The sequence below is a fragment of the Crossiella sp. SN42 genome (assembly GCF_023897065.1).
Classification (GTDB): domain Bacteria; phylum Actinomycetota; class Actinomycetes; order Mycobacteriales; family Pseudonocardiaceae; genus Crossiella.
This window is the reverse complement of the sequence record NZ_JAMHIV010000022.1, coordinates 92,360-111,491: the sequence shown is the minus strand read 5'-3', so window position 1 is coordinate 111,491 and position 19,132 is coordinate 92,360. Positions and strand designations below refer to the sequence as shown.

Below are 19,132 nucleotides of genomic sequence, written 5' to 3'. Positions count from 1 at the left end.
GCCGGGGTTCGGCCAACCGGGTCACGGCGGTCGCCCAGGTTGATCACCACGGGGTATCAGCGGCTCCACCGGCGGTTTTCGCGGTTACGATCCGGCCGTGCGCACGCCCGACTCCGCCGTCCTGGAACGCGAGTCGGAGCTTTCCCGGATCGAGGCGGCGCTGGACTCAGCTGCCCGCGGCGAGGGCCGGGTGGTGCTGATCGAGGGCCGCGCCGGGATCGGCAAGACCCGCCTGGTGCAGGCCACCAGGGACCTGGCCACCTGCCGATCGCGCTGGTCGTGGCCACCCGCCCGCCCGCGGAGAACACCGGGCCGCTGGCCCAGCTGAGCGTGTCCCGGCAGGCCGAGCGGGTGCTGCCGCGGCCACTGACCGCCGCGGCGCTGACCGCACTGCTCGCCGCCCGCCCCGGACCGGCCGCCGCACCGGCGGTGGTCACGGCGCTGCATGCGGCCAGTGGCGGAAACCCTTTCCTGGCAAGGGTTCTGGTCGACGAGCTGGACACGTTGGGCCTGCCCTTGGACGAGGCGGCGACGGCGGCACGGGTCGGCACGCTGGGCCCGAGCACGGTGTTCCGGGCCGCGCTGGGCCGGTTGCCCTCGGCGGCGGTGCGGCTGGCCGGAGCGGCCGCGGTGCTCGGCGTGGGCAGCGACCCGTGGCAGGCGGCGACGATCACCGGACTCGACCCGGCGGAGCTGACCGCCGCGGCCGAGGCGCTCGCCGCGGCGAACGTGCTGGTCAGCGACGGGAACCACCTGGTCTTTGTGCATCCGGTGGTGCGCGAGGCGGTGCTCGCCGGCCTCGGCCCGGTGGCCCGCCGCGGGTTGCACGGGCGGGCCGCGGCCGAGCACCTGACCAGGGCGGTTGACGAGGACCCGGACGATCCGGCGTTGCGGGCGGAGCTGGGGCGGGCGCTGCTGCGCACCGGGGAGGCCGCGCGGGCCAGGGACGAGTTGCGCGCCGCGGCCGCCGGTCTGCCCGACGCGGAACTGCTCGCCGCGGCGGCCTCGGCGACCGCGGTGGTCGACGGCCCGGCCACCGCCATCGCCGAGCTGGAGGCCGCGATCCGGGCCCGGCCCGCCGGGGACCGGGACGCCGGGCGGCTGCACCTGGAGGCGCGGCTGGCGGTGATCCGCTCGTTCATGGCCGGGGAACGGCACCGCTCCTCCGCCCACCTGCGCGGCTACGCCGGCCTGCCGGGCGGCACACCGGATGAGCGGACGCTGCTCGAGCTGCTCGCCCAGATGGGCCGCTACGAGGTCCGCCCCGCCGCCGAGGTCGCCGCCACCGCGACCCGGCGCTGGCCAACGGCGCCTACTTCGACGACGCCACCGGCTCCAGCGAGGCCATGGTCGCCTGGGTGGTCGCGCTGCTGGCGCTGATCTCCGCGGACGGCGTGGAGCCGGCGCGGCGGGAGATCGACCGGGCGCGGCTGCGGGTGCGCGCGCACGGCTCGCCGGTGGAGTTCGCCATGGTGGCCAACGCGGGACTGTTCCTGAACTGGCGGCTCGGCGACGTGGCCGCGGTGGACGCCGAGTCCGAGGGCGCGCTGGCCGCGATCACCCACGAGGATCCGGCCCCGCACGTGATCGCCCTGCGCGCCACCGGCACCCACTTCACCGCCTACGCCGCCCTGGAACGCGGCGACCTGGACGGCGCGGCCGCCGCGCTGGACCGCTTCGACACCGCGCACCCGGACCGGCCGACCATGATGCCGACCATCTGGCTGCACGAGCCCAGGGCGCTGATCGCGTTGGGCCGCAACGATCCCCGCCTCGCCCGCGCCGAGTCCGCCCGGCAGCGGGACCTGATGGCAGAGGCCGGTCTGGACCCGCCGACCATCTCGTGGCGGGCGCCCGCGGCGCGCGCGGCGATGCTGCTCGGCGACACCGCCGAGGCGGGCACGCTGGCCGCCGAACAGCTGGCCATCGCCCGCAGGTGGGGCGCGGCCACCGAGGTCGGGGCGGCGCTGCGGCTGCTCGCCCACGCCGAGCCGGAGCGGCGGCTGGACCTGCTGACCGAGTCCGTCGCGGTGTTGCGGGCGAGCCCGGCGCGGCTGGAACTGGCCAGGTCCCTGGTCGGCCTGGGCGAGGCGCTGCGGGTCGCGCGCCGGCGCGGGGACGCCCGCGAGGTGCTGCACCGGGGCATCGACCTGGCCGGGGACTGCGGCTCGGCGGCGCTGCGGCAACGCGCGGTGGAAGCCCTGGAGGCGCTGGGCGACCGGCCGCGGCGACCGGTGTTCGCCGGGCCCGAGGCGCTGACCGCCAGCGAACGCCGGGTCGCCGGGCTGGCCGCGGCCGGGCGGGCCAACCGGGAGATCGCCCAGGAGCTGTTCGTGACGCCCAAGACCGTGGAGAACCACCTGGGGCGGATCTACACCACGCTCGGCATCACCGGCCGCCGGGACCTGGCACAGGCGCTGGTGTAGGGGGGCCGGGGCGGATTTGGGGGTTCGCCCCTCATGCCCGTGGGGGTCCCGGAGAACAGGCTCTACCTATCACGCCGCGAGGGGCGGCGGAGAAACCGAAGGTAGGAGCCATGATCCGCAAGGCCAGCAACCTGATCCTCGCCGCAGCAGCGACCGCCGCCACCATGGCCGCGCTTCCCGGCGCCGCATCGGCGGACATCGCTCCCCCGCCTGCCTGCGTCCGCGCCACTGATGTCAGCGGCGCCGACTTCGACGTCAAGCAGTGCGGCATCAGCGACGTCGACCAGTTCCGCGCCGGCCTGGAGAACAACGGCAGCGCCTACTGCGGCCCCGCCTCGCTGTACAACGTGCTGCACTACTGGGCGCACGAGAAGAACGCCCCGGTCGGCTGGCTCACCACCGACCTGCGCAACCTCAACCCCAAGGACCAGGCCGACTACAACGTCATCACCAACTCGATCGGGCGCATCGGCGTGGACGCCAAGTACGACGGCGGCACCAACATGGGCAACCTGCGCAACGCCTTCACCATCGCCACCAAGAAGGCCCGCGACGCCGGCTGGACCACCACCTCCGGCAACACCAGCAGCCACACCAGCACCGACTTCTCCGGCGACCTGGCCAAGAAACTGAACGAAGGCCCCGTCCAAATGGTCTACGGCCGTTACAAGGAGGGCCCCCAGACCGGCAGCCTGGAGCGCAACGGCGGCCACATCGTCACCGTGGTCGCGGCGAAGGGCTCCTTCGGCGGCAACACGGTGCAGCTCAAGCTGGCCGACCCGGGCCGTGCCTGGGACCACGGCGACGGCGACTACCTGAAGACCCAGTCGGCGTACGAGTCGCTGGACGTGACGCTGACCCGCCGGGTGATCAACGAGTACCTGCCGGTGGACGACAACCCGGACACCGCCGAGGACGAGAGCCTCAAGCCCGGCACCTACCGGACGGTGAACCGCTGGGAGCTGACCGGACGGCGTTACGTGGGCACGACCCGGCAGATGGTGGAGACGTTCAACTGGTTCTCCATGGCGCCGTGACCCCGGCCGCTCACTCGAATGGATGCGAACGAGGACCCCGTCCGGGTGACGGGGTCCTCGGCTTTTTTGACTGAGCCTGTGGATAGCTGCGACGGCCCAGCCGCGCTCGCACAGTGCTCGCGGAGCTGTTTCCCCTGTTCAGAGCGCTGCCGCCGGTTCACGGGGGCCGCCGGGGCGGCTGGGTCGAGTGCTCGCGGCGCGGTAGACTGGGGACGGCCCAACCGGCATCCGCTGGCCCCAGCCGACGCGAAGATCAAGACGGAAAGCAACCTTTTTGGCCCGAAAAGCGTTCCGCAGAGGAAGCGGAGGGCGGGGGCGGGGAACACGCGGGCCGGACACAGCCCGGGTACAGCTCAGCCCCGGCTGCCCCAGGCCCGGCGCTACCGCCACAACGCGTCGGCCCCAGCTCGGCCCCAGAGCGCGAGCCCAACGGCCCGGTCGTCGGCTCCGGGTGGGTGGTTCCCGCCGCGGGACCGCGGACTCGCCGCCGGGCTACGGCATCTCGCCGCCGACGCATCGCCGTCGCCGTGTCACCACCCATGTCGCGTCGTCATCGCCGACGTCGCGTCGCCGCTGTCGGTGCGGCTCCGGTGGTGCCGGCACGCACCGGCCTGGGCAACGCCCCAGCCCGTGGGCATCGCTACAGCCCACCGGCCCCGCCACCCGCTCGGCGGCCCCGCGACCCGCTCAGCCCCGGCACGCTCGCACATCGTCCGCGCCCACATCGTCCGCGCCCACATCGTCCGCGCCGCACCTCGCCCGCAGCCCCGCCTGGCGTCGTCTGGCCTCCGCATCTGGCCTCGGCGCGCCCCTGCGGGTCCCGGCACGTCCGCGCCCGGACACGCACGCGGGACACGCGGGACACGCGGGCCGCGACGCGCGGTAGGCGACACGCCACCTGATCGAGTTGGTTGCCTGTGCGGTACTCGGGCTACCACCATGAGAGATACCTGGGCACTCCGAACGGCGGGCTGATCGCGATGACGGGATCCACGGGCACACCGTTCGACACCCTGCTGGACGAGGCCGATCCGGGGCCGCCCCGGGTGCGGCGGGTCGCGGGCGGGGTGTTGAAGCTGGTTGGACTGTGCGCGCTGGCTGGGATGCTGGCCGCGGGCGTGTTGTTCCCGCTCGCCGGGGGCGCGGGCGCGGTGGCGGTGCTGGCCAGCGATGATGTGAATCGGACCGCGGCGGAGCTGATCGCCGACGAGGTGCCGCAGATGACCGCGCTGCTGGACACCGACGGCAAGCCCTTCGCCCACATCTACGACCAGTACCGGGTGCCGGTTCCGGCGCACGAGATCTCCAACACGGTGAAGTCGGCGATCGTGGCGATCGAGGACCACCGGTTCTACGACCACCAAGGCGTCGATCCGGTGGCACTGGGACGGGCCGCCATCTCGAACGCGGTCGCTGGGCGGATCTCGCAGGGCGGCTCGACCCTGACCCAGCAGTACGTGAAGAACCACCTCACGCACATCTCGGCCAAGACCCCGGTGGAGCGCACCAGGGCGCAGGAGCAGTCGATGGCGCGCAAGATCCGCGAGCTGCGGATCTCGCTGCAACTCGAACAGACCCTGAGCAAGGACGAGATCCTGACCCGCTACCTCAACACCGTGCCGTTCGGGCAGAACTCCTTCGGCATCCAGGCCGCGGCGCGCGCCTACTTCGACACCACCCAGGACAAGCTGACCGTCGCCCAGGCCGCGCTGCTGGCCGGGATCGTCAACGAGCCGAGCGCGCTCAACCCCTACCGGCACCCGGAGCGGGCACTGGAGCGGCGCAACGTGGTCATCGACGAGATGGTGCGCCAGGGCCGCCTCCCGGCCGACGTCGGCGAGGCGGAGAAGAAGACCAACCTCGACCTGTCGCCCACCCCCGCGCGCCCGCCCAACGGCTGCGTCGGAGTCGGCGACCCCGGCTACTTCTGCGACTATGCGCTGAAGTACCTGGAAAACTCCGGCTTCCAGCGGGACGACCTGCGCCGCGGCGGCTACACGATCAAGACCACCCTGGACCGGAACGCGCTGGCCAAGGCCAAGGCCTCGGTGGACAAGGAAGTCCCGCCGCAGACCCCGAACGTGGCCAACGCCATGGCCATCATCAAGCCCGGCAAGGACAAACACCGCGTGGTCGCGCTGACCGCGAACCGCACCTATGGCCTGGACCGCAAAGCCCGCCAGACCACCCTCGGCCTGCCGTACTCGCCGCAGAACCACGGTGCCGGGTCGATCTACAAGATCTTCACCGCGGCCGCGCTGCTGGAACAGGGCGGCACGCTGACCGAGTCGGTGCCGGTGCCCGACACCTACGTATCCAACGTCTTCCTCGGTGGCGGGGCCAGCTGCCCGCAGGGCGCGATGGGCCTGCGCAAGTACTGCGTGCAGAACGCCGAGAACAGCAACTACCCGCCCCGGATGAGCCTGCAGGACGCGCTGGCGAAGTCGCCGAACACCACCTTCGTGCACCTGCTGGAGCGCGTCGGGGTGAAGGCCGCGGTGGACATGGCGCAGCGTCTCGGCCTGCGCACCCTGGGCACCATGACCGCGACGGAGGATCGGAAGAAGCGCCCGATCGGCCGGTTCTTCGCCGAGCAGAACTTCGGCTCCTTCACCCTCGGCCCCACCCCGACCAGCACGCTGGAGCTGGCCAACGTCGGCGCGACCCTGGCCAGTGAGGGCATGTGGTGCCCGCCCAGCCCGATCGAGGCGGTGCTGGACCGCAAGGACCAGCCGGTTCCGGTGCAGGAACAGAAGTGCGAGCAGGTGGTGCAGCCGGGACTGGCGAACGCGATGACGGTGGCGCTGAGCAAGGACACCCTGGGCGGCACCGCGACCACGGCGGCCAAGCTGGTGAAGTGGGACCGGCCGATGGCGGGCAAGACCGGCACCACCCAGGAGCACAAGTCGGCCGGTTTCCTCGGCTTCACCCCGCAACTGTCGGCCGCGGTGTTCACCTTCGACGACACCTCGGCGCCGCAGACCCTGTGCGACGGTGGCCCGGACCAGCCGCCGCGACCGTGTTCGCAGGGCCGGTACATCTACGGCGGGAAGTACTCGGCACGCACCTGGTTCCGCGCGATGAACGGCGACAACGGCCAGGGCGGGATCATGAACGACCTGCCGGTGGCTGGGCTGCCGGAGGTCGAGGGGCGGTACCTGCACAGCGATCGGCCTCGACCGCCGGAGGTCGAGGCGGCGGGCGAACGGCCGAAGCCGACCCGGACCCGCAACCCCGCGCCACCGCCGCCGCCGACCACGAGCACCGGTGGTCGCCCGGTGACCACGACGCCGAGCCGGCCGCCGACCTCGACCAGGCCGACCACCCCGCCACCGACCCGGACGAAGCCGACGCGCACCGGCTGACGAGTGGCCTGCCCTGGCAACGCGTCCACGTCGGGTCGAACAGCGGTTTGGCAGCGGCGCACCCGGCTGGGTGACAGGGCAGACTTCCGGCATGACCTGGGAAACGATCAACGCGGCCGACGCGGGCAGCTGGACCCTCGGCGACCTGACCGTGCACCGTGTCGGCTTCGGCGCGATGCGCCTGACCCACCAGGCCGACGGCTCCCCCAGCGACCGGGACCGCGCGATCTCGGTGCTGCGCCGCGCGCTCGAGCTGGGCGTCAACCACATCGACACCGCCGCCTTCTACTTCTCGCCGCTGCGCTCGGCCAACGAGCTGATCAACACCGCGCTGGCACCGTACCCGGACGACCTGGTGATCACCACCAAGGTCGGCCCGGGCAAGGACCCGTCCGGGGAGTGGCTGCCGTTGGCGCGCCCGGAGCAGTTGCGCGGGCAGGTCGAGGAGAACCTGCGGCAGCTGGGCCGGGACCACCTCGATGTGGTGAACCTGCGGGTGCACGGACCGGAGTCGATCGCCGAGCACTTCGGCGCGCTGGCCGAACTGCGCGCGGCCGGGTTGATCCGGCACCTGGGCATCTCGAACGTGCGGGCGCACCACCTGGCCGAGGCGCAGGCGATCGCGCCGGTGGTGTGCGTGCAGAACCAGTACGGCATCGGCGCGCCCGCCAGGCAGGACGAGTTCCTGCGGCTGTGCGGCGAGCAGGGTGTGGCGTTCGTGCCGTTCTTCGCCATCGCCGGGGCGGGCAAGGAGTCCGGGGCGGGCGGGGCGGAGGACACCGAGGTGCTGACCATCGCGACCGCCCACGGGGTGAGCACCGCACAGGTCCGGCTGGCCTGGACCCTGGGGCGCGGGCCGCACGTGCTGGCCATTCCCGGCACCGGCAACCCGGAGCACCTGGCGGCCAACATCGCCGCGGGGTCGCTGCGACTCACCGACGAGGAGCTGGCTCGCCTGGAGGCGGTGCACCGGTCGGCGCGCCCGGATTCCTGATGACCTCGAACATGCTGGCCAGACTGTCCTGGCCGAACCCCTGGGCGACCCGTTTGTCCAGGAATTCCTTGACGGGAACCATGAGGTCGGTCGCTATTCGCTGCTCGCGACCAGCTCGAACCATTTTCGCCAACCCGGCCGCATTCAGAGAAACCGTGGACACCGCATTCCCGTATTCACCGGAGTCGACCTGTCTCGCCGCACCTCGAATACTGGGCAGCACCACATTGGTCAGCCACGACTCCGCGAACGGCAACAACCGCTCCCCCGAGCCGACCAGCGCGAAACCCTGGAGCGCGCTGGTCAGGGTGGCCCACAGAATACCGAGCAGGGCCAGGTCGAAGTCGGCCGCAGTGCCCGGGTCCGCGCCGAAGTACACGCTGCTGCCCAACGCCCCGAGCAGCGGCTCACACTCGCGAAAAACCTGCTGGTCACCGGCATAGAACAACTGAGTCTGCGGCTGCCCAACCGTCGGCGGCACGGCCAGCACCGCGCCGTCCAGGTAGCGCAGACCGCACTCGCGCGCCCAGTCCGCGGCGGCCCGCGCCTCGCTCGGCAGACCGGAGGTGAGGTTCACCAGCACCTTCCCGGCCAACTGCCCGCGCACCGGATCGAGCACCTCGTACATCGCGGCGTAGTCCAGGACGCACACCGCCAGAATGTCGCCGGCGGCCACCGCGTCAGCCACACTTCCCGCGCGTTCCGCACCCCGCGCGACCAGCGGCTCAGCTTTGCCGCCAGACCGATTCCACACCGTCGTCGAGTATCCGGATTTCACGAAAGCCCCGGCAATCGCCGATCCCATCCGACCAAGCCCCAGCACTGTAATCACATTTTCAACCTAGGCCGCCCCGCAATTCACCTCAAGTACGCACATCAAAGTGCGTGCCCGACGGCGTTATCCTGGCCCCGATTGGGGGTGCACCACATGAGCGTCCGAACCCGCCCGACCCACTGCGGCCTGGACGCCGCGATGGAGGTCATCAGCGGCAAGTGGAAGGTCCTCATCCTGTGGGCGCTCGGCCAGCAGCCGCAGCGCTACGGCGAACTCCGGCGCCTGGTGCCCGGCGTCAGCGAGAAGGTGCTCACCGACCAACTCCGCGAGCTGATCGCCGACGGGATCATCGACCGGCACGCCCGCCCCGGACCGGTGCCGCACGTCGAGTACTCGCTGACCCCACGCGGCATCGCCCTCAACGAGGCCCTCCGCCCCCTCGGCGCCTGGGGCCGCGAACACCTGTGACCCCGGCGAACCAGCGCGCACGCGAACCGCTGGGCCGCAACGCGAACTGCTGGGCCGCGAATCGCCGACGCCCGCCCGGCCCGGTGCCGGTCGGCTTCACCGATGCCGATCCGCCAGGACCGAGCTGCCAGGGCCGAGTTGCCGGCACCGGCTTGCCTCGCCCCCCGGCCGCGCCATACCTCGTGCTCATCCCGGCGGCGCCTCTTGCTCACCCCGGCCGCGCCGCGCTGCCTGCTCGCCCCGGCCGCCACACCGCTTGCTCGCCAGGCTGCCACGCCTCTCGCTCACCGGGCCGCCACACCGCTTCTTCGGACCCGTGTCACCGGTGCCCGACCCGCCTGTTCCCCGCCCGCGCCTCCGCTTCCTCTGCGGAACGCTTTTCCGGCCGAAAAGGTTGCTTCTCGTCCTGATCTTCGGCTCGACTGGAGCCGCCGCTGCGGTGAACGTGCTGGTCAAGCGACTGACCGAGCATAGCTGGGTGGCTTCCGGAGGCCAAAGCCAGCGCAGCGGGGCAGGTCAGCAGGAGCTGGTGGGGCCGGGGGGCTCGGTGGTGCGGGTGTGTTCGGCGAGTTGGCAGGCGTGGGGAACGTCGCCGGCGTAGGCGGCCAGGCGGGACAGCATGTCGCGGAGGGTTTCGCGTTCGGCTGGGGTGAGGGGGGTGAGGACGGTGTCTTCGACCGTGTGGAGTTTGCGTTCCAGGCGGCAGAGTTCTTGTTGGCCTGGGGCGGTGATGACGATCTGGCGGGAGCGGCGGTCGGCGGGGTCGGGGCGGCGTTCGACGAAGCCGGCACGTTCCAGGTCGTCCAGCAGGTAGGTCATGACGGTGCGGTCGACGCCGAGTTGCTGGGCCAGGGCGATCTGGCTGGGGGCCTCGCCGCGGGCGGCGGCGCTGAGCACCTGGTAGCCGCGGGGGCCGCCGGGCAGGTCGTCGACCGCGCGGTCGGCGGCTTTGAAGTAACCCCGCACGACCGCGCTCAGCGCCAGGCCGAAGTCGAACCGCGCTGGTCGGTGGTGGTTTTGGGTCACCTACCCATCCTATGCCGTTCGTGGGGCGGGATACGTTCTGTTGACAAGATAGTCTGTTTAGCAGAACATCTTGTCGACAGCTGTTCTGGAGAGCAGCGCTTCTGGAGGGAAGACGATGACTCTGCTGCGTGTGGACTCGAGCATTCGGACCGAGGGCTCGGTCAGCCGGGCGCTGGGTGACACCTTCGAGCGGAACTGGCTCGCCGCGCGGCCCGGCACCCCGGTGACGCGCCGTGACCTGGGGCGGCATCCGCTGCCCGCCGACGCCTGGGCGAACTCCGTGGCCACCGGGTGGACCCCGGCGCAGGAGTGGACCGACGGGCACCGGGCGGCGGCTGGGCTGGCCACCGAGCTGGCCGATGAGCTGCTGGGCGCGGACGGGTTGCTGCTGACCGCGCCGCTGTACAACTTCGGGGTGCCGCAGCAGGCCAAGATCTGGATCGACCTGCTGCTCACCGAACCGCGGCTGGCCCCGGCCTCGGGACAGCAGCCGCTCAAGGGCAGGCCCGCGGCGTTGATCGTGGCGCGTGGCGGCGGCTACGGGCCCGGCACGCCCCGGGAGGGCTGGGACCACGGGACGCCGTGGCTGCACCGCATCCTGGCCGATGTGTTCGCGATGGACCTCCGGGTGGTCGACGCCGAGCTGACCCTGGCCGATGTCAACCCGGCCATGGCCGAGCTGCGGGAGCTGGCCGGCCAGTCGCGGGAGCAGGCGCACTCGCTGGCGGAGAAGGTCGCGCCGGAGCTGGCGGGGCTCGCGGTCGCCTGACCGACCGGTTGGCCGGGGCGGGTGGACGGGCAGCACGCCGGGGCTTGCCGGCGAGAAGGCAGAATCCCTGCCATGACCGCCCTGCCCGAGGAGCTCCAGTCCGCATTGGACACCGCGCTGCGCGGTTTCCCGCAGCCGGAGCTGGCGCGCGCGGTCACCCGGCTGATCACCCGCTACCGGCAGGGTGTGGCCGCGACCGAGCCGATCCTGGTCAGCCCGGTGGACGCGGCCGCCTACGCCGGATACCGCATGCCCGGCACCTACGCCGCGGTGCGCGCCGCGCTGGCCGAGGTGGCGCGGCAGCTGCCGGAGTTCGCGCCGCGCAGCCTGGTCGACGTCGGCGGCGGCACCGGCACGGCGGCGTGGGCGGCGGCGGAGACCTGGCCGTCGCTGACCGAGCTGAGCGTGCTGGAACAGGCGCCAGAAGTGGTGGCGCTCGGGCGGAAGCTGATGGCCGCCTCGGCGCGGCTGCGCGGCACCAGCTGGCGGCGCGGGCGGATCGACCCGGCCGCCGAGGCCCCGGCCGCGGACGTGGTGACACTGTCCTATGTGCTCGGTGAGCTGCCGGAGCCGGTGCGGGCGGCCACGGTGCGCTGGCTGGCCGCCTCGGCGCGGCTGCTGGTGCTGATCGAACCGGGCACCCCGGCCGGGTACGAGCGGGTGCTGCGGGCCAGGGACGAGCTGATCGGGCTGGGCCGCTCGGTGGTCGCGCCGTGCCCGCACCAGCGGGACTGCCCGATCACGCCGGGGCGGGACTGGTGCCACTTCTCCGCGCGGCTGCCCAGGCTCGGCGCGCACCGGGTGATCAAGGAGGGCACGCTCAACTTCGAGGACGAGAAGTTCTCCTACGTCGCGGTGGCGAACGAACCGGCCGGCCGGGCGGCGAACCGGGTGCTGCGGCATCCGGTGAAGCGCAAGGGTTTGGTGGCGCTGCGGCTGTGCACGGGCGCGGACGGGCTGGCCGAGGTGACGGTGTCCAAGCGGCACGGCGCGGACTACCGGGCGGCCCGGGAGGTCGGCTGGGGCGAGGAGTGGTCGCCGGCAGCCGACTGACGGACCGCGCCCGGGCTACCGGGGCCGGCTGATGGCCTGGCCGATGCCGCCGTCCACGGTGAGGCGGGCGCCGGTGGTGAAGGTGGCCTCGAAGGCCAGGAACAGCACGGCGGCGGCGACCTCGGCCGGAGTGCCGTGGCGGCCCATCGGGGTCACCGCGTCACCCTCGGCGGTGAAGGCGGCCCGCTCCGCTGGGGACAGGCCGGCGATGCCCATGGTCGGGGTGTCCACGAAGCCGGGGGCGACCACGTTGACCCGGATGTTCCTCGGCAGCAGCGCGCTGGCCATGCCTTTGGCGAAGGCGCGGACCGCGGCCTTCGCGCCGGAGTAGGCGGTCAGGATGTCGGTGCCGCCCTCGTCGGCGATCGAGGTGGTCAGCACCACCGCGCCGCCGTCGGCCAGCAGCGGGGCCAGGCGCTGGACGGTGAAGAACGCGCCCTTGGTGTTGACCGCGAAGGTCTCGTCGTAGCTGGCCTCGGTGACCTCGGCGAAGGGTTCCAGGCGGGCCAGGCCGACATTGACGAACAGCAGGTCGATCCGGCCCAGGGTGTCGGCGGCGTGGCCGGCCAGCTCGGCGATGTCGGCGAGGTCGGTGGCGTCGGAGGACAGGACGTGCGCGCGGCGGCCGGCCAGCTCGGTGCGGGCGGCGGCCAGGTTGGCGGGGTTGCGGCCGGTGAGCAGGACCTCGGCGCCGCGGTCGAGCAGGGCGTGCACGACGGCCCGGCCCATGCCGTGGGTGCCGCCGGTGACCACGGCTTTCTTGTCTGCGTAGGTGTTCATGGCGGCAACCATGGCCGGGCCCGCTCTTGATCCGCTCCAGGTCCGCTCCGGATAGGGTGAGCCGGTGTGGTTCGGGGTGCTGGGGCCGCTGGAGGTGCGGGCGGAGGACGGCGGCCCGGTGCGGATCCGCGAGGTCAAGGTCCGCGCGCTGCTGGCCGACCTGCTGCAGCACCTGGGCCGCCCGGTCAGCGTGGACCGGCTGGTCGAGGACCTGTGGGGCGAGCGCGCGCCCGCGGACCCGGCGCAGGCCGTGCAGACCCGGATCTGGCAGCTGCGCAAGGCCATCGGCCGGGACCTGGTCGTCTCGACGGAATCCGGTTACCTGCTGCGCGCCCAGCCCGGCTCGGTGGACCTCTGGCGGTTCCAGGCACTCCTCGAGCAGGCCGGGGCCAGTGCCGACCCCGCGGTGCGGGCGGAGCTGCTGACTGACGCGCTGGCGCTGTGGCGGGGACCGGCCTTCGCCGAGTTCGCCGACGCCGAGTTCACCCGGATCACCGTGGGGCGCCTGGAAGAGCTGCGCCTGACCGCCGTGGAGGAGCACGCCGAGGCGCGGCTCGCGCTGGGCGCGGACCTGACCGCCGAGCTCGGTGAGCTGGTGGCGCGGCACCCGCTGCGGGAACGGCTGCACGGGATCCGGCTGCGCGCGCTCTACCGGGCCGGGCGCCAAGGCGAGGCGCTGGCGGCCTATGCCGGGTTGCGGCGGCGGCTGGCCGAGGAGCTCGGCGTGGATCCCGGTCCGGAGCTGCTCGCGCTGCACCAGGCGATCCTGACGCGGTCACCGGAACTGGCCGTCCGGCCGCGCACCAACCTGCCGGCCCCCTCGGGTGACCTGATCGGCCGGGAGGCGGCGGTGACCGCGGTGGGCGCGCTGCTGACGCGGGCGCGGCTGGTGACCCTGACCGGGCCGGGCGGGGTCGGCAAGACCCGGCTGGCCGTCGAGGCGGCCCGGCGGCTGGACCCGCCCGATGGGGTGTGGCTGGCCGAGCTGGCCGCCGCCGGGGAGGTCCTGGACGTGGTCACCGCGGTGCTCGGGGTGCGTGACCTGGACGCGTTGCGGGAGCGGAACCTGGTGCTGCTGCTGGACAACTGCGAGCACCTGCTGGATCCGGTGGCCGGGCTGCTCACCCGGCTGCTGGCCGTCGCGCCGGGGGTGCGGGTGCTGGCCACCAGCCGGGAACCCCTTGCCGTGCCTGGGGAACACCGCTTCCCGGTGCCGCCACTGCCCGCGGCCGAGGCGGCCGCGCTGTTCACCGCGCGAGCCACCGCGGCCGCGCCGGGCGCCCGGCTGGACCCGGCGGCGGTGGCGGTCATCTGCCGTCGCCTGGACGGCCTGCCGCTGGCCCTGGAACTGGCCGCCACCCGGGTGCCCGCGCTCGGCGTGCGGGCGCTGGCCGACCGCCTGGACGACCGGTTCTCCTTGCTGGACAACGGAAACCGGACCGCGCCCGCCCGGCAGCGCACACTGCGCGCGGTGATCGACTGGAGCTGGCAGCCCCTGGCGGAGCCGGAACGGGCCGTGCTGCGCCGCCTGTCCGTGCTCGCCGATGGCGGCGACCTGGCCGCGGCCGAGGCGGTCTGCGAGCTGCCCGGCACGCTGAACCTGGTGGCAGGTCTGGTGGATCGCTCGCTGGTGGTGATGACCGAGACCGCGGACGGCCCGCGCTACCGGCTGCTGGAGTCCGTGGCGGCCTTCGCCGCCGAACACCTCGGCCCGGCCGAACAGCAGCGGCTCCGGCAGCGGCACCAGGCGCACTACCTGGCCCTGGCCGAGGAAGCTGACCGGCATCTGCGCGGCCCGGAGCAGCGGATCTGGTTGCGGCGCTTGGACACCGAGTCGGCCAACCTGCGCCGCGCGCTCACCGGTCCCGTCCCGGACGCGCTGCGGGTGGCCAACGCGCTGGGCTGGTACTGGTACCTGCGCGGCCGCTTCGGCGAGGCGCACCGCACCCTCACCGCGCTGCTCGCCACGCCCGGCCTCGGCGCGGAGGCCGTGCGGGCCGAGGCATCGGCGTGGGTGGCCGCCTTCGCCCTGCTCATCCGGGACCCCGAGCTGCCCGAACCCGCCGAACCCGACCTCTCCCCCATCACCGAGGAGAGCAGGCGGACCCACTTGGAATGGTTCCTCGGCTTGGCGCGCAGCGACTTCGGGCCGCCTGCGGCCACCGCCGCCTGGGCTGAGCGGGCGCACGCCGCGTTCACCGCCGCCGGCGAGCGCTGGGGCGCGGCCGCCACCCTGCACACCCGCGCCGCCCTGGCCCTGGCCGCGGGCGAGCTGGCAGCCGCCCGGACGCTGGCCGCCGAGTGCGCCGCCCGGTTCCTCGACCTCGGCGACCGCTGGGGACAGCTCAAGGCCGGGCAGATCGACACCCTGCTCGCCCAGATCGGCGGCGACTACCCGGCCGCAGCGCGCGGTCACGAGCGGGCGCTGCGGCTGGCCGAGTCGCTCGGGCTGTGGACCGAGGCCGCCTACGAGTACGCCGGTCTCGGCAGGCTGGCCCTGCTCACCGGCGAGCTGGCGCGCGCGAAAGAGCTGCACACCGTGGCCGCGCGGCTGGCCACCGAGCAGTCCCACCAGCGCGGCAGGCAGTTCGCCGAGGTCGGCCTGGGCCTCATCGCCCGCCGCCAGGGCGAGTTCGCGGCAGCCGAGCGGTGGCTGCGCAGCTGGCTGGACTGGTGCCGCCGCTACGACGGCGCGGCCGGGGTCGCGCTGATCCTGGCCGAGCTGGGTTTCCTGGCCGAGCAGCGCGGTCAGGCGGCGGAATGTCTTGCCCTGCACCGGGAAGGGCTCGCGGCCGCGGAGGCCGTCGGTGATCCGAGGGCGGTCGCGCTGGCCTGGGAAGGACTCGCGGGCGCGCACGCGCTGGCCGGGGACCATCAGCTGGCGGCCGAGTCGCTGGCGCGGGCCACCGGGTTGCGGGCCTCGGTCGGCGCGCCGCTGCCGCCAGCTGAGCGGGGCGACGTCGAGCGGATCGACCGTCTCATTCGGACAGGTACACGCCCAGACCCAGTTCCTCCGCGGTGCTGACCACCTTGTGCAGCACCGTGCCCGCCCGCTCGTACCAGCCCGCGCCCTCGGCCGGCTCGGCCAGTAACTCCGTCAGCGTGGCCAGCACCTCGCGCAGGGCCGCGTCGGTGGCGCCGTCCGCGCCGCCGACGCCCAGGTAGGGCTCGTCGAGCTCCTCGCGCAGCCGGTCAGCGCCTCACGCAGCGCGCGGTTGGCCCGCTCGGTCTGACCGGCCAGGTGACGGGCCTCGCTGAGGTAGATCAGCGCGGAGGTGACCATGCGGTGCAGCAGCGAGGTGACGAAGTCGCAGCGGTTGGCCATCGAGCGGGACAGCTCGATGCCGCGCTCGCGGTAGTCAGCGGCCTCGGCGAAGCGGCCCAGCGCGGAGCTGGCGCGGGCCAGGGTGTCCCCGGCGATGGTGAACCCGGTCAGCGACTCCGCCAGCAGCGCCCTGGCCTGGCCGAAGCGGCCGTGGTGGGCCTCGAACCTGGCCAGGCCGCGGCGGGCGTAGGCCGCGTCGCCGGTCTCGGTGGCCGCCCGCAGCGCGGTCCGGTGCACCGTCTCCAGGTCCCGCCAGTGCCCGGCCCAGTCCAGGTAGTGCCGCATCATCCAGGCCAGCTGCCAGGCGTGCCGTTCGAACCCGGCGGCGGCCGCTCGCTGCACCAGGCCGATGAGCACCGCGTGTTCCAGGATGAACGGCGGCGCTGTCCTGGGCGGAGACCAGCTCCAGGGCGTAGGCGCGCAGCAGGTCGTGGGTGTGGAAGCGGCCGGGGGCGACCTCAGCGAGCAGGTGCGCGGCGGTCAGCTCGCGGAACAGGGCCTGCGCGCGGGCGGTCGGCAGACCGGCCAGGCTGGCCGCGGCGCGCAGGTCGACGCTGGTGGCCGGGTGGAAGGACAGCAGCCGGAACAGCTGGGCGGCAGGCGCTGACAGCGCCCGGTAGGACCAGGACAGCACGGAGCGGACGTCGGTGCGGCTGTCCGCGCCGGTGAAGGCGTCCAGGCCGCCGCGCGCGGAGTCGAGCTCCTCGGCGACCGCGGCCAGGCTGAAGGCCGGGCGGTAGGCGGCGCGCACAGACCACGGCCAGGGCCAGCGGCAGCCGGCGCAGGCGGCGATGATCTCGCGCACCGCCTCCGGTTCGGCCTCGACCCTGGCCCGGCCGAGGCGGCGGGCCAGGAAACCGGTGGCCTCCTCCTCACTGAGGATGTCCAGCGCCACGGCGTGCGCGCCGGCCGCCGCGACCAGCCCTGACAGCTCGACCCGGCTGGTGACCAGCACGAAGCAGTTCGGGTTGCCGGGTAACAGCGGCAGCACCTGGGCGGTGTCGCGGGCGTTGCCCAGCAGGATCAGGCAGCGGCGGTCGGCGAGCACGCTGCGGTAGAGCGCGGTCAGCCGGTCCGGGCGAAACTGGGTGGGCACGGCCAGGGCGTCCAGCAGGCCCCACACCGCTTCGCGTGGCTCGACCGCGACGCCTTCGGGTTCGAAGCCGCGCAGGTCGACGTAGAGCTGGCCGTCCGGGAACCGCGCGGCCACCCGGTGCGCCCAGCGGACGGCGAAGGTGGTCTTGCCGACGCCGGGGGTGCCGTGCACGACGGCACGCTCAGCGCGGCCAACTCGTCCTCGCGGCCGATAAAGTCGGGCAGGTCGGGCGGCAGCTGAGCGGGGGTGACCGCGGGTGGCGGCGGGGCCGGTCGTGGCGGCCCTGGCCGAGCAGTTCGGGTCGGCGCGCAGGATGCGGCGGTGCAGTTCGCGCACGGCGGGCGCGGGGTCGACGCCGAGCTCCTCGGCCAGCAGCTTGCGCAGGGTGTCGTAGGCGGTCAGCGCCTCGGCCTGGCGGCCTGCCCGGTAGAGGGCGAGCATGAGCAGCTCGTGCAGCCGCTCCCGCAGCGGTTCGGCCTGGGCTTCGGCGGCGAGCCGGTCGACCAGGTCGGGGCAGCGGCCCAGCTCCAGCTCGAGGGTGGCCAGCTCCTCGATCACGCCGAGCCTGCGGCGGCGCAGCCGGACGCGTTCCGCGTCGGCAGCCTCCCCGTGCAGCCCGGCCAGCGGCTCGCCGTCCCACTCCTCGACGGCTTCCTTGTACAGCCCGGCCGCGGCGGCGACCTCGCCGCGGCCGCGGGGCCGCTTCGGCCGCGCGCACGGCGCGCCGGAACCGGCCCAAATCGGTGGCCTCCTCGGGCACCCGGAGCGCGTAGCCGCCACCAGCGGAGACGATCACGGGTTCGCCGTCAGCGGTCTCCAGCACCCGGCGCAGGCGCTGGACGTAGGTGCGGATGGTGCCGCGGGCGGCGCGGGGCACGGCGGCACCCCACAGGGCGGCGGCGATCTCCTCGACCGGGACCGCCCGCCCTTGCGCCAGCAGCAGGGTGGCCAGGGTCAGCCGCTGCTGCGGGGAACCGAGGTTCAGCTCGGCCCCGTCGCGCCAGGCGCGAACCGGCCCGAGCAATCCGAACGCCAGACCCTGCTTCACTGAGTTCCCTCTACTGCCTGGAACTCGAGCGCGTAGGAGACCGCGTGCGCGCGGTTTCGCAGTTCCAGCCGGGAGAGCAGGTCCTGCATGATCTTCTTGATGGTGCGCTCGGAGTAGCTCAGCTGCGCGGCGATGTGCGCGGTGTCCTCGCCCTGGGCGATCAGCCGCAGCACCTCGACCTCCCGCGCGGTAAGCCCGCCGGAGGTGAGCCCCTGCTTGGCCAGCAGGTCGCTCTGGAAGCCGCGGGCCTCGTCGACCAGCCAGCGGGTCAGCTTCTCCGGCAGCACCGAGCCCCCCGCCTTGGTGGCCACCAGCGCCCTGATGACCAGGCGCGCGCTGATGTCGCGCCGGGGCAGGATGCTGACCACACCGACCCCGAAGATCCGGCTCAAATGCCGCTCCCGCAACGGCCCGGCCACCAGCACCACCCGCCGCGCGGCGTTCTCGGCGCGTTCGGACATGGCGGCCAGATCGTCGATCAGCTCGTCGCTCACGGCATTGCCGAGCACCAGCACCACATCCGCTGGAGCGCTCTCACCCACCGCGAGCAGATGCAGGTCCGGCGACAGCGCCAGTTGCGGAACAAGTTCCGCGGCCAGCAACTGATCATCCACCCGAACCGCGACGGCAATTCGATCCCGCGGTTCCGCGGCCCGCGAACCGGCCACCGGAACAACGGATTTCAGCGCGGTGTTCTCGACCTGTTTCGACAAGCTCAAGCTCATGGTCATGGTGACGGCCCCTTTTTCCTCGTCCCCTCGGCGACAAGCAAACCGGAGGCCTGTCAACGAGGCGTCAACGAGCTGTCAATGGTCCCGCCGGACACACTTCCACGCCCCGGAACTCCCTGGTCAGTCACAGGGTGTTGCACGCGAGGGGGCAGCCGCGGGCGCGGGCCGGCGGATTGTCGAGGAGGAGTCCACCGGGCAGGCGCGCGCACGGGGTCAGCGCGTGGCGCACCAGCCAGGGA

At 73.3% G+C, this 19,132-nt stretch carries 16 protein-coding genes and 1 pseudogene; 10 read left to right on the top strand and 7 right to left on the bottom strand.

The window, feature by feature from the left end:
* Nucleotides 1-97 precede the first annotated feature (97 nt).
* The 6 genes from M8C13_RS25835 to M8C13_RS25810 all read left to right on the top strand — a co-directional run bounded on the left by M8C13_RS25835 (nucleotide 98) and on the right by M8C13_RS25810 (nucleotide 7,822).
* Nucleotides 98-328: an AAA family ATPase gene (locus tag M8C13_RS25835; RefSeq protein ID WP_252483286.1), complete on the top strand. Its 231-nt coding sequence runs from the start codon at nucleotides 98-100 to the stop codon at nucleotides 326-328.
* Nucleotides 280-1,380 (top strand): tetratricopeptide repeat protein, encoded by a 1,101-nt coding sequence (locus tag M8C13_RS45535; RefSeq protein WP_252483285.1) that lies wholly within the window; start codon nucleotides 280-282, stop codon nucleotides 1,378-1,380. The genes M8C13_RS25835 and M8C13_RS45535 overlap by 49 nt, the downstream gene beginning before the upstream one ends.
* On the top strand, nucleotides 1,359-2,426 hold the full coding sequence (locus M8C13_RS25825) for a LuxR family transcriptional regulator (protein ID WP_252483284.1): 1,068 nt from the start codon (nucleotides 1,359-1,361) through the stop codon (nucleotides 2,424-2,426). Before M8C13_RS45535 ends, M8C13_RS25825 begins: the two co-directional genes overlap by 22 nt.
* 110 nt (nucleotides 2,427-2,536) lie before the next feature.
* Nucleotides 2,537-3,463, top strand: coding sequence for a hypothetical protein (locus M8C13_RS25820; protein WP_252483283.1), 927 nt, complete (start codon nucleotides 2,537-2,539; stop codon nucleotides 3,461-3,463).
* A 980-nt stretch (nucleotides 3,464-4,443) separates the two neighbouring features.
* Nucleotides 4,444-6,828, top strand: coding sequence for a transglycosylase domain-containing protein (locus tag M8C13_RS25815; RefSeq protein ID WP_252483282.1), 2,385 nt, complete (start codon nucleotides 4,444-4,446; stop codon nucleotides 6,826-6,828).
* 91 nt (nucleotides 6,829-6,919) lie between these two features.
* On the top strand, nucleotides 6,920-7,822 hold the full coding sequence (locus tag M8C13_RS25810; RefSeq protein WP_252483281.1) for an aldo/keto reductase: 903 nt from the start codon (nucleotides 6,920-6,922) through the stop codon (nucleotides 7,820-7,822).
* Here M8C13_RS25810 and M8C13_RS25805 read toward each other — a convergent pair.
* A complete protein-coding gene (locus M8C13_RS25805) occupies nucleotides 7,761-8,654 on the bottom strand; it encodes an NAD(P)-binding domain-containing protein (protein ID WP_252483280.1) in 894 nt (297 codons plus the stop codon). The two genes, M8C13_RS25810 and M8C13_RS25805, sit on opposite strands and share 62 nt — an antisense overlap.
* Before the next feature lie 96 nt (nucleotides 8,655-8,750).
* Here M8C13_RS25805 and M8C13_RS25800 point away from each other — a divergent pair, with 96 nt between their 5' ends.
* Entirely contained in the window at nucleotides 8,751-9,065 is a 315-nt protein-coding gene (locus M8C13_RS25800; protein WP_252483279.1) for a helix-turn-helix domain-containing protein, read from the top strand.
* A 516-nt stretch (nucleotides 9,066-9,581) separates the two neighbouring features.
* Here M8C13_RS25800 and M8C13_RS25795 read toward each other — a convergent pair.
* Complete coding sequence (locus M8C13_RS25795) at nucleotides 9,582-10,091, bottom strand: MarR family winged helix-turn-helix transcriptional regulator (protein ID WP_252483278.1); 510 nt, start codon at nucleotides 10,089-10,091, stop codon at nucleotides 9,582-9,584.
* 115 nt (nucleotides 10,092-10,206) lie between these two features.
* Here M8C13_RS25795 and M8C13_RS25790 point away from each other — a divergent pair, with 115 nt between their 5' ends.
* Nucleotides 10,207-10,860: an FMN-dependent NADH-azoreductase gene (locus M8C13_RS25790; RefSeq protein ID WP_252483277.1), complete on the top strand. Its 654-nt coding sequence runs from the start codon at nucleotides 10,207-10,209 to the stop codon at nucleotides 10,858-10,860.
* A gap of 72 nt (nucleotides 10,861-10,932) precedes the next feature.
* A complete protein-coding gene (locus M8C13_RS25785; protein ID WP_252483276.1) occupies nucleotides 10,933-11,913 on the top strand; it encodes a small ribosomal subunit Rsm22 family protein in 981 nt (326 codons plus the stop codon).
* 15 nt (nucleotides 11,914-11,928) lie between these two features.
* On the opposite strand, the gene M8C13_RS25780 is transcribed toward M8C13_RS25785, so the two are convergent.
* Nucleotides 11,929-12,693 (bottom strand): SDR family oxidoreductase, encoded by a 765-nt coding sequence (locus M8C13_RS25780; protein WP_252483275.1) that lies wholly within the window; start codon nucleotides 12,691-12,693, stop codon nucleotides 11,929-11,931.
* A gap of 64 nt (nucleotides 12,694-12,757) precedes the next feature.
* Here M8C13_RS25780 and M8C13_RS25775 point away from each other — a divergent pair, with 64 nt between their 5' ends.
* A complete protein-coding gene (locus M8C13_RS25775) occupies nucleotides 12,758-15,718 on the top strand; it encodes a BTAD domain-containing putative transcriptional regulator (RefSeq protein ID WP_252483274.1) in 2,961 nt (986 codons plus the stop codon).
* Here M8C13_RS25775 and M8C13_RS44680 read toward each other — a convergent pair.
* From M8C13_RS44680 to M8C13_RS25765, 4 genes and pseudogenes are all read right to left on the bottom strand, one after another.
* On the bottom strand, nucleotides 15,672-15,806 hold the full coding sequence (locus M8C13_RS44680) for a hypothetical protein (RefSeq protein WP_256509685.1): 135 nt from the start codon (nucleotides 15,804-15,806) through the stop codon (nucleotides 15,672-15,674). The two genes, M8C13_RS25775 and M8C13_RS44680, sit on opposite strands and share 47 nt — an antisense overlap.
* 246 nt (nucleotides 15,807-16,052) lie before the next feature.
* On the bottom strand, nucleotides 16,053-17,894 hold the full coding sequence (locus M8C13_RS25770; RefSeq protein ID WP_252483273.1) for an AfsR/SARP family transcriptional regulator: 1,842 nt from the start codon (nucleotides 17,892-17,894) through the stop codon (nucleotides 16,053-16,055).
* Nucleotides 17,895-17,937: 43 nt separating this feature from the next.
* Nucleotides 17,938-18,162, bottom strand: a pseudogene (locus tag M8C13_RS45825) (winged helix-turn-helix domain-containing protein); the annotation flags it as partial.
* Nucleotides 18,159-18,776, bottom strand: coding sequence for a LuxR C-terminal-related transcriptional regulator (locus M8C13_RS25765; protein ID WP_252483272.1), 618 nt, complete (start codon nucleotides 18,774-18,776; stop codon nucleotides 18,159-18,161). The pseudogene M8C13_RS45825 and the gene M8C13_RS25765, both read right to left, overlap by 4 nt.
* Between the last annotated feature and the right edge of the window lie 356 nt (nucleotides 18,777-19,132).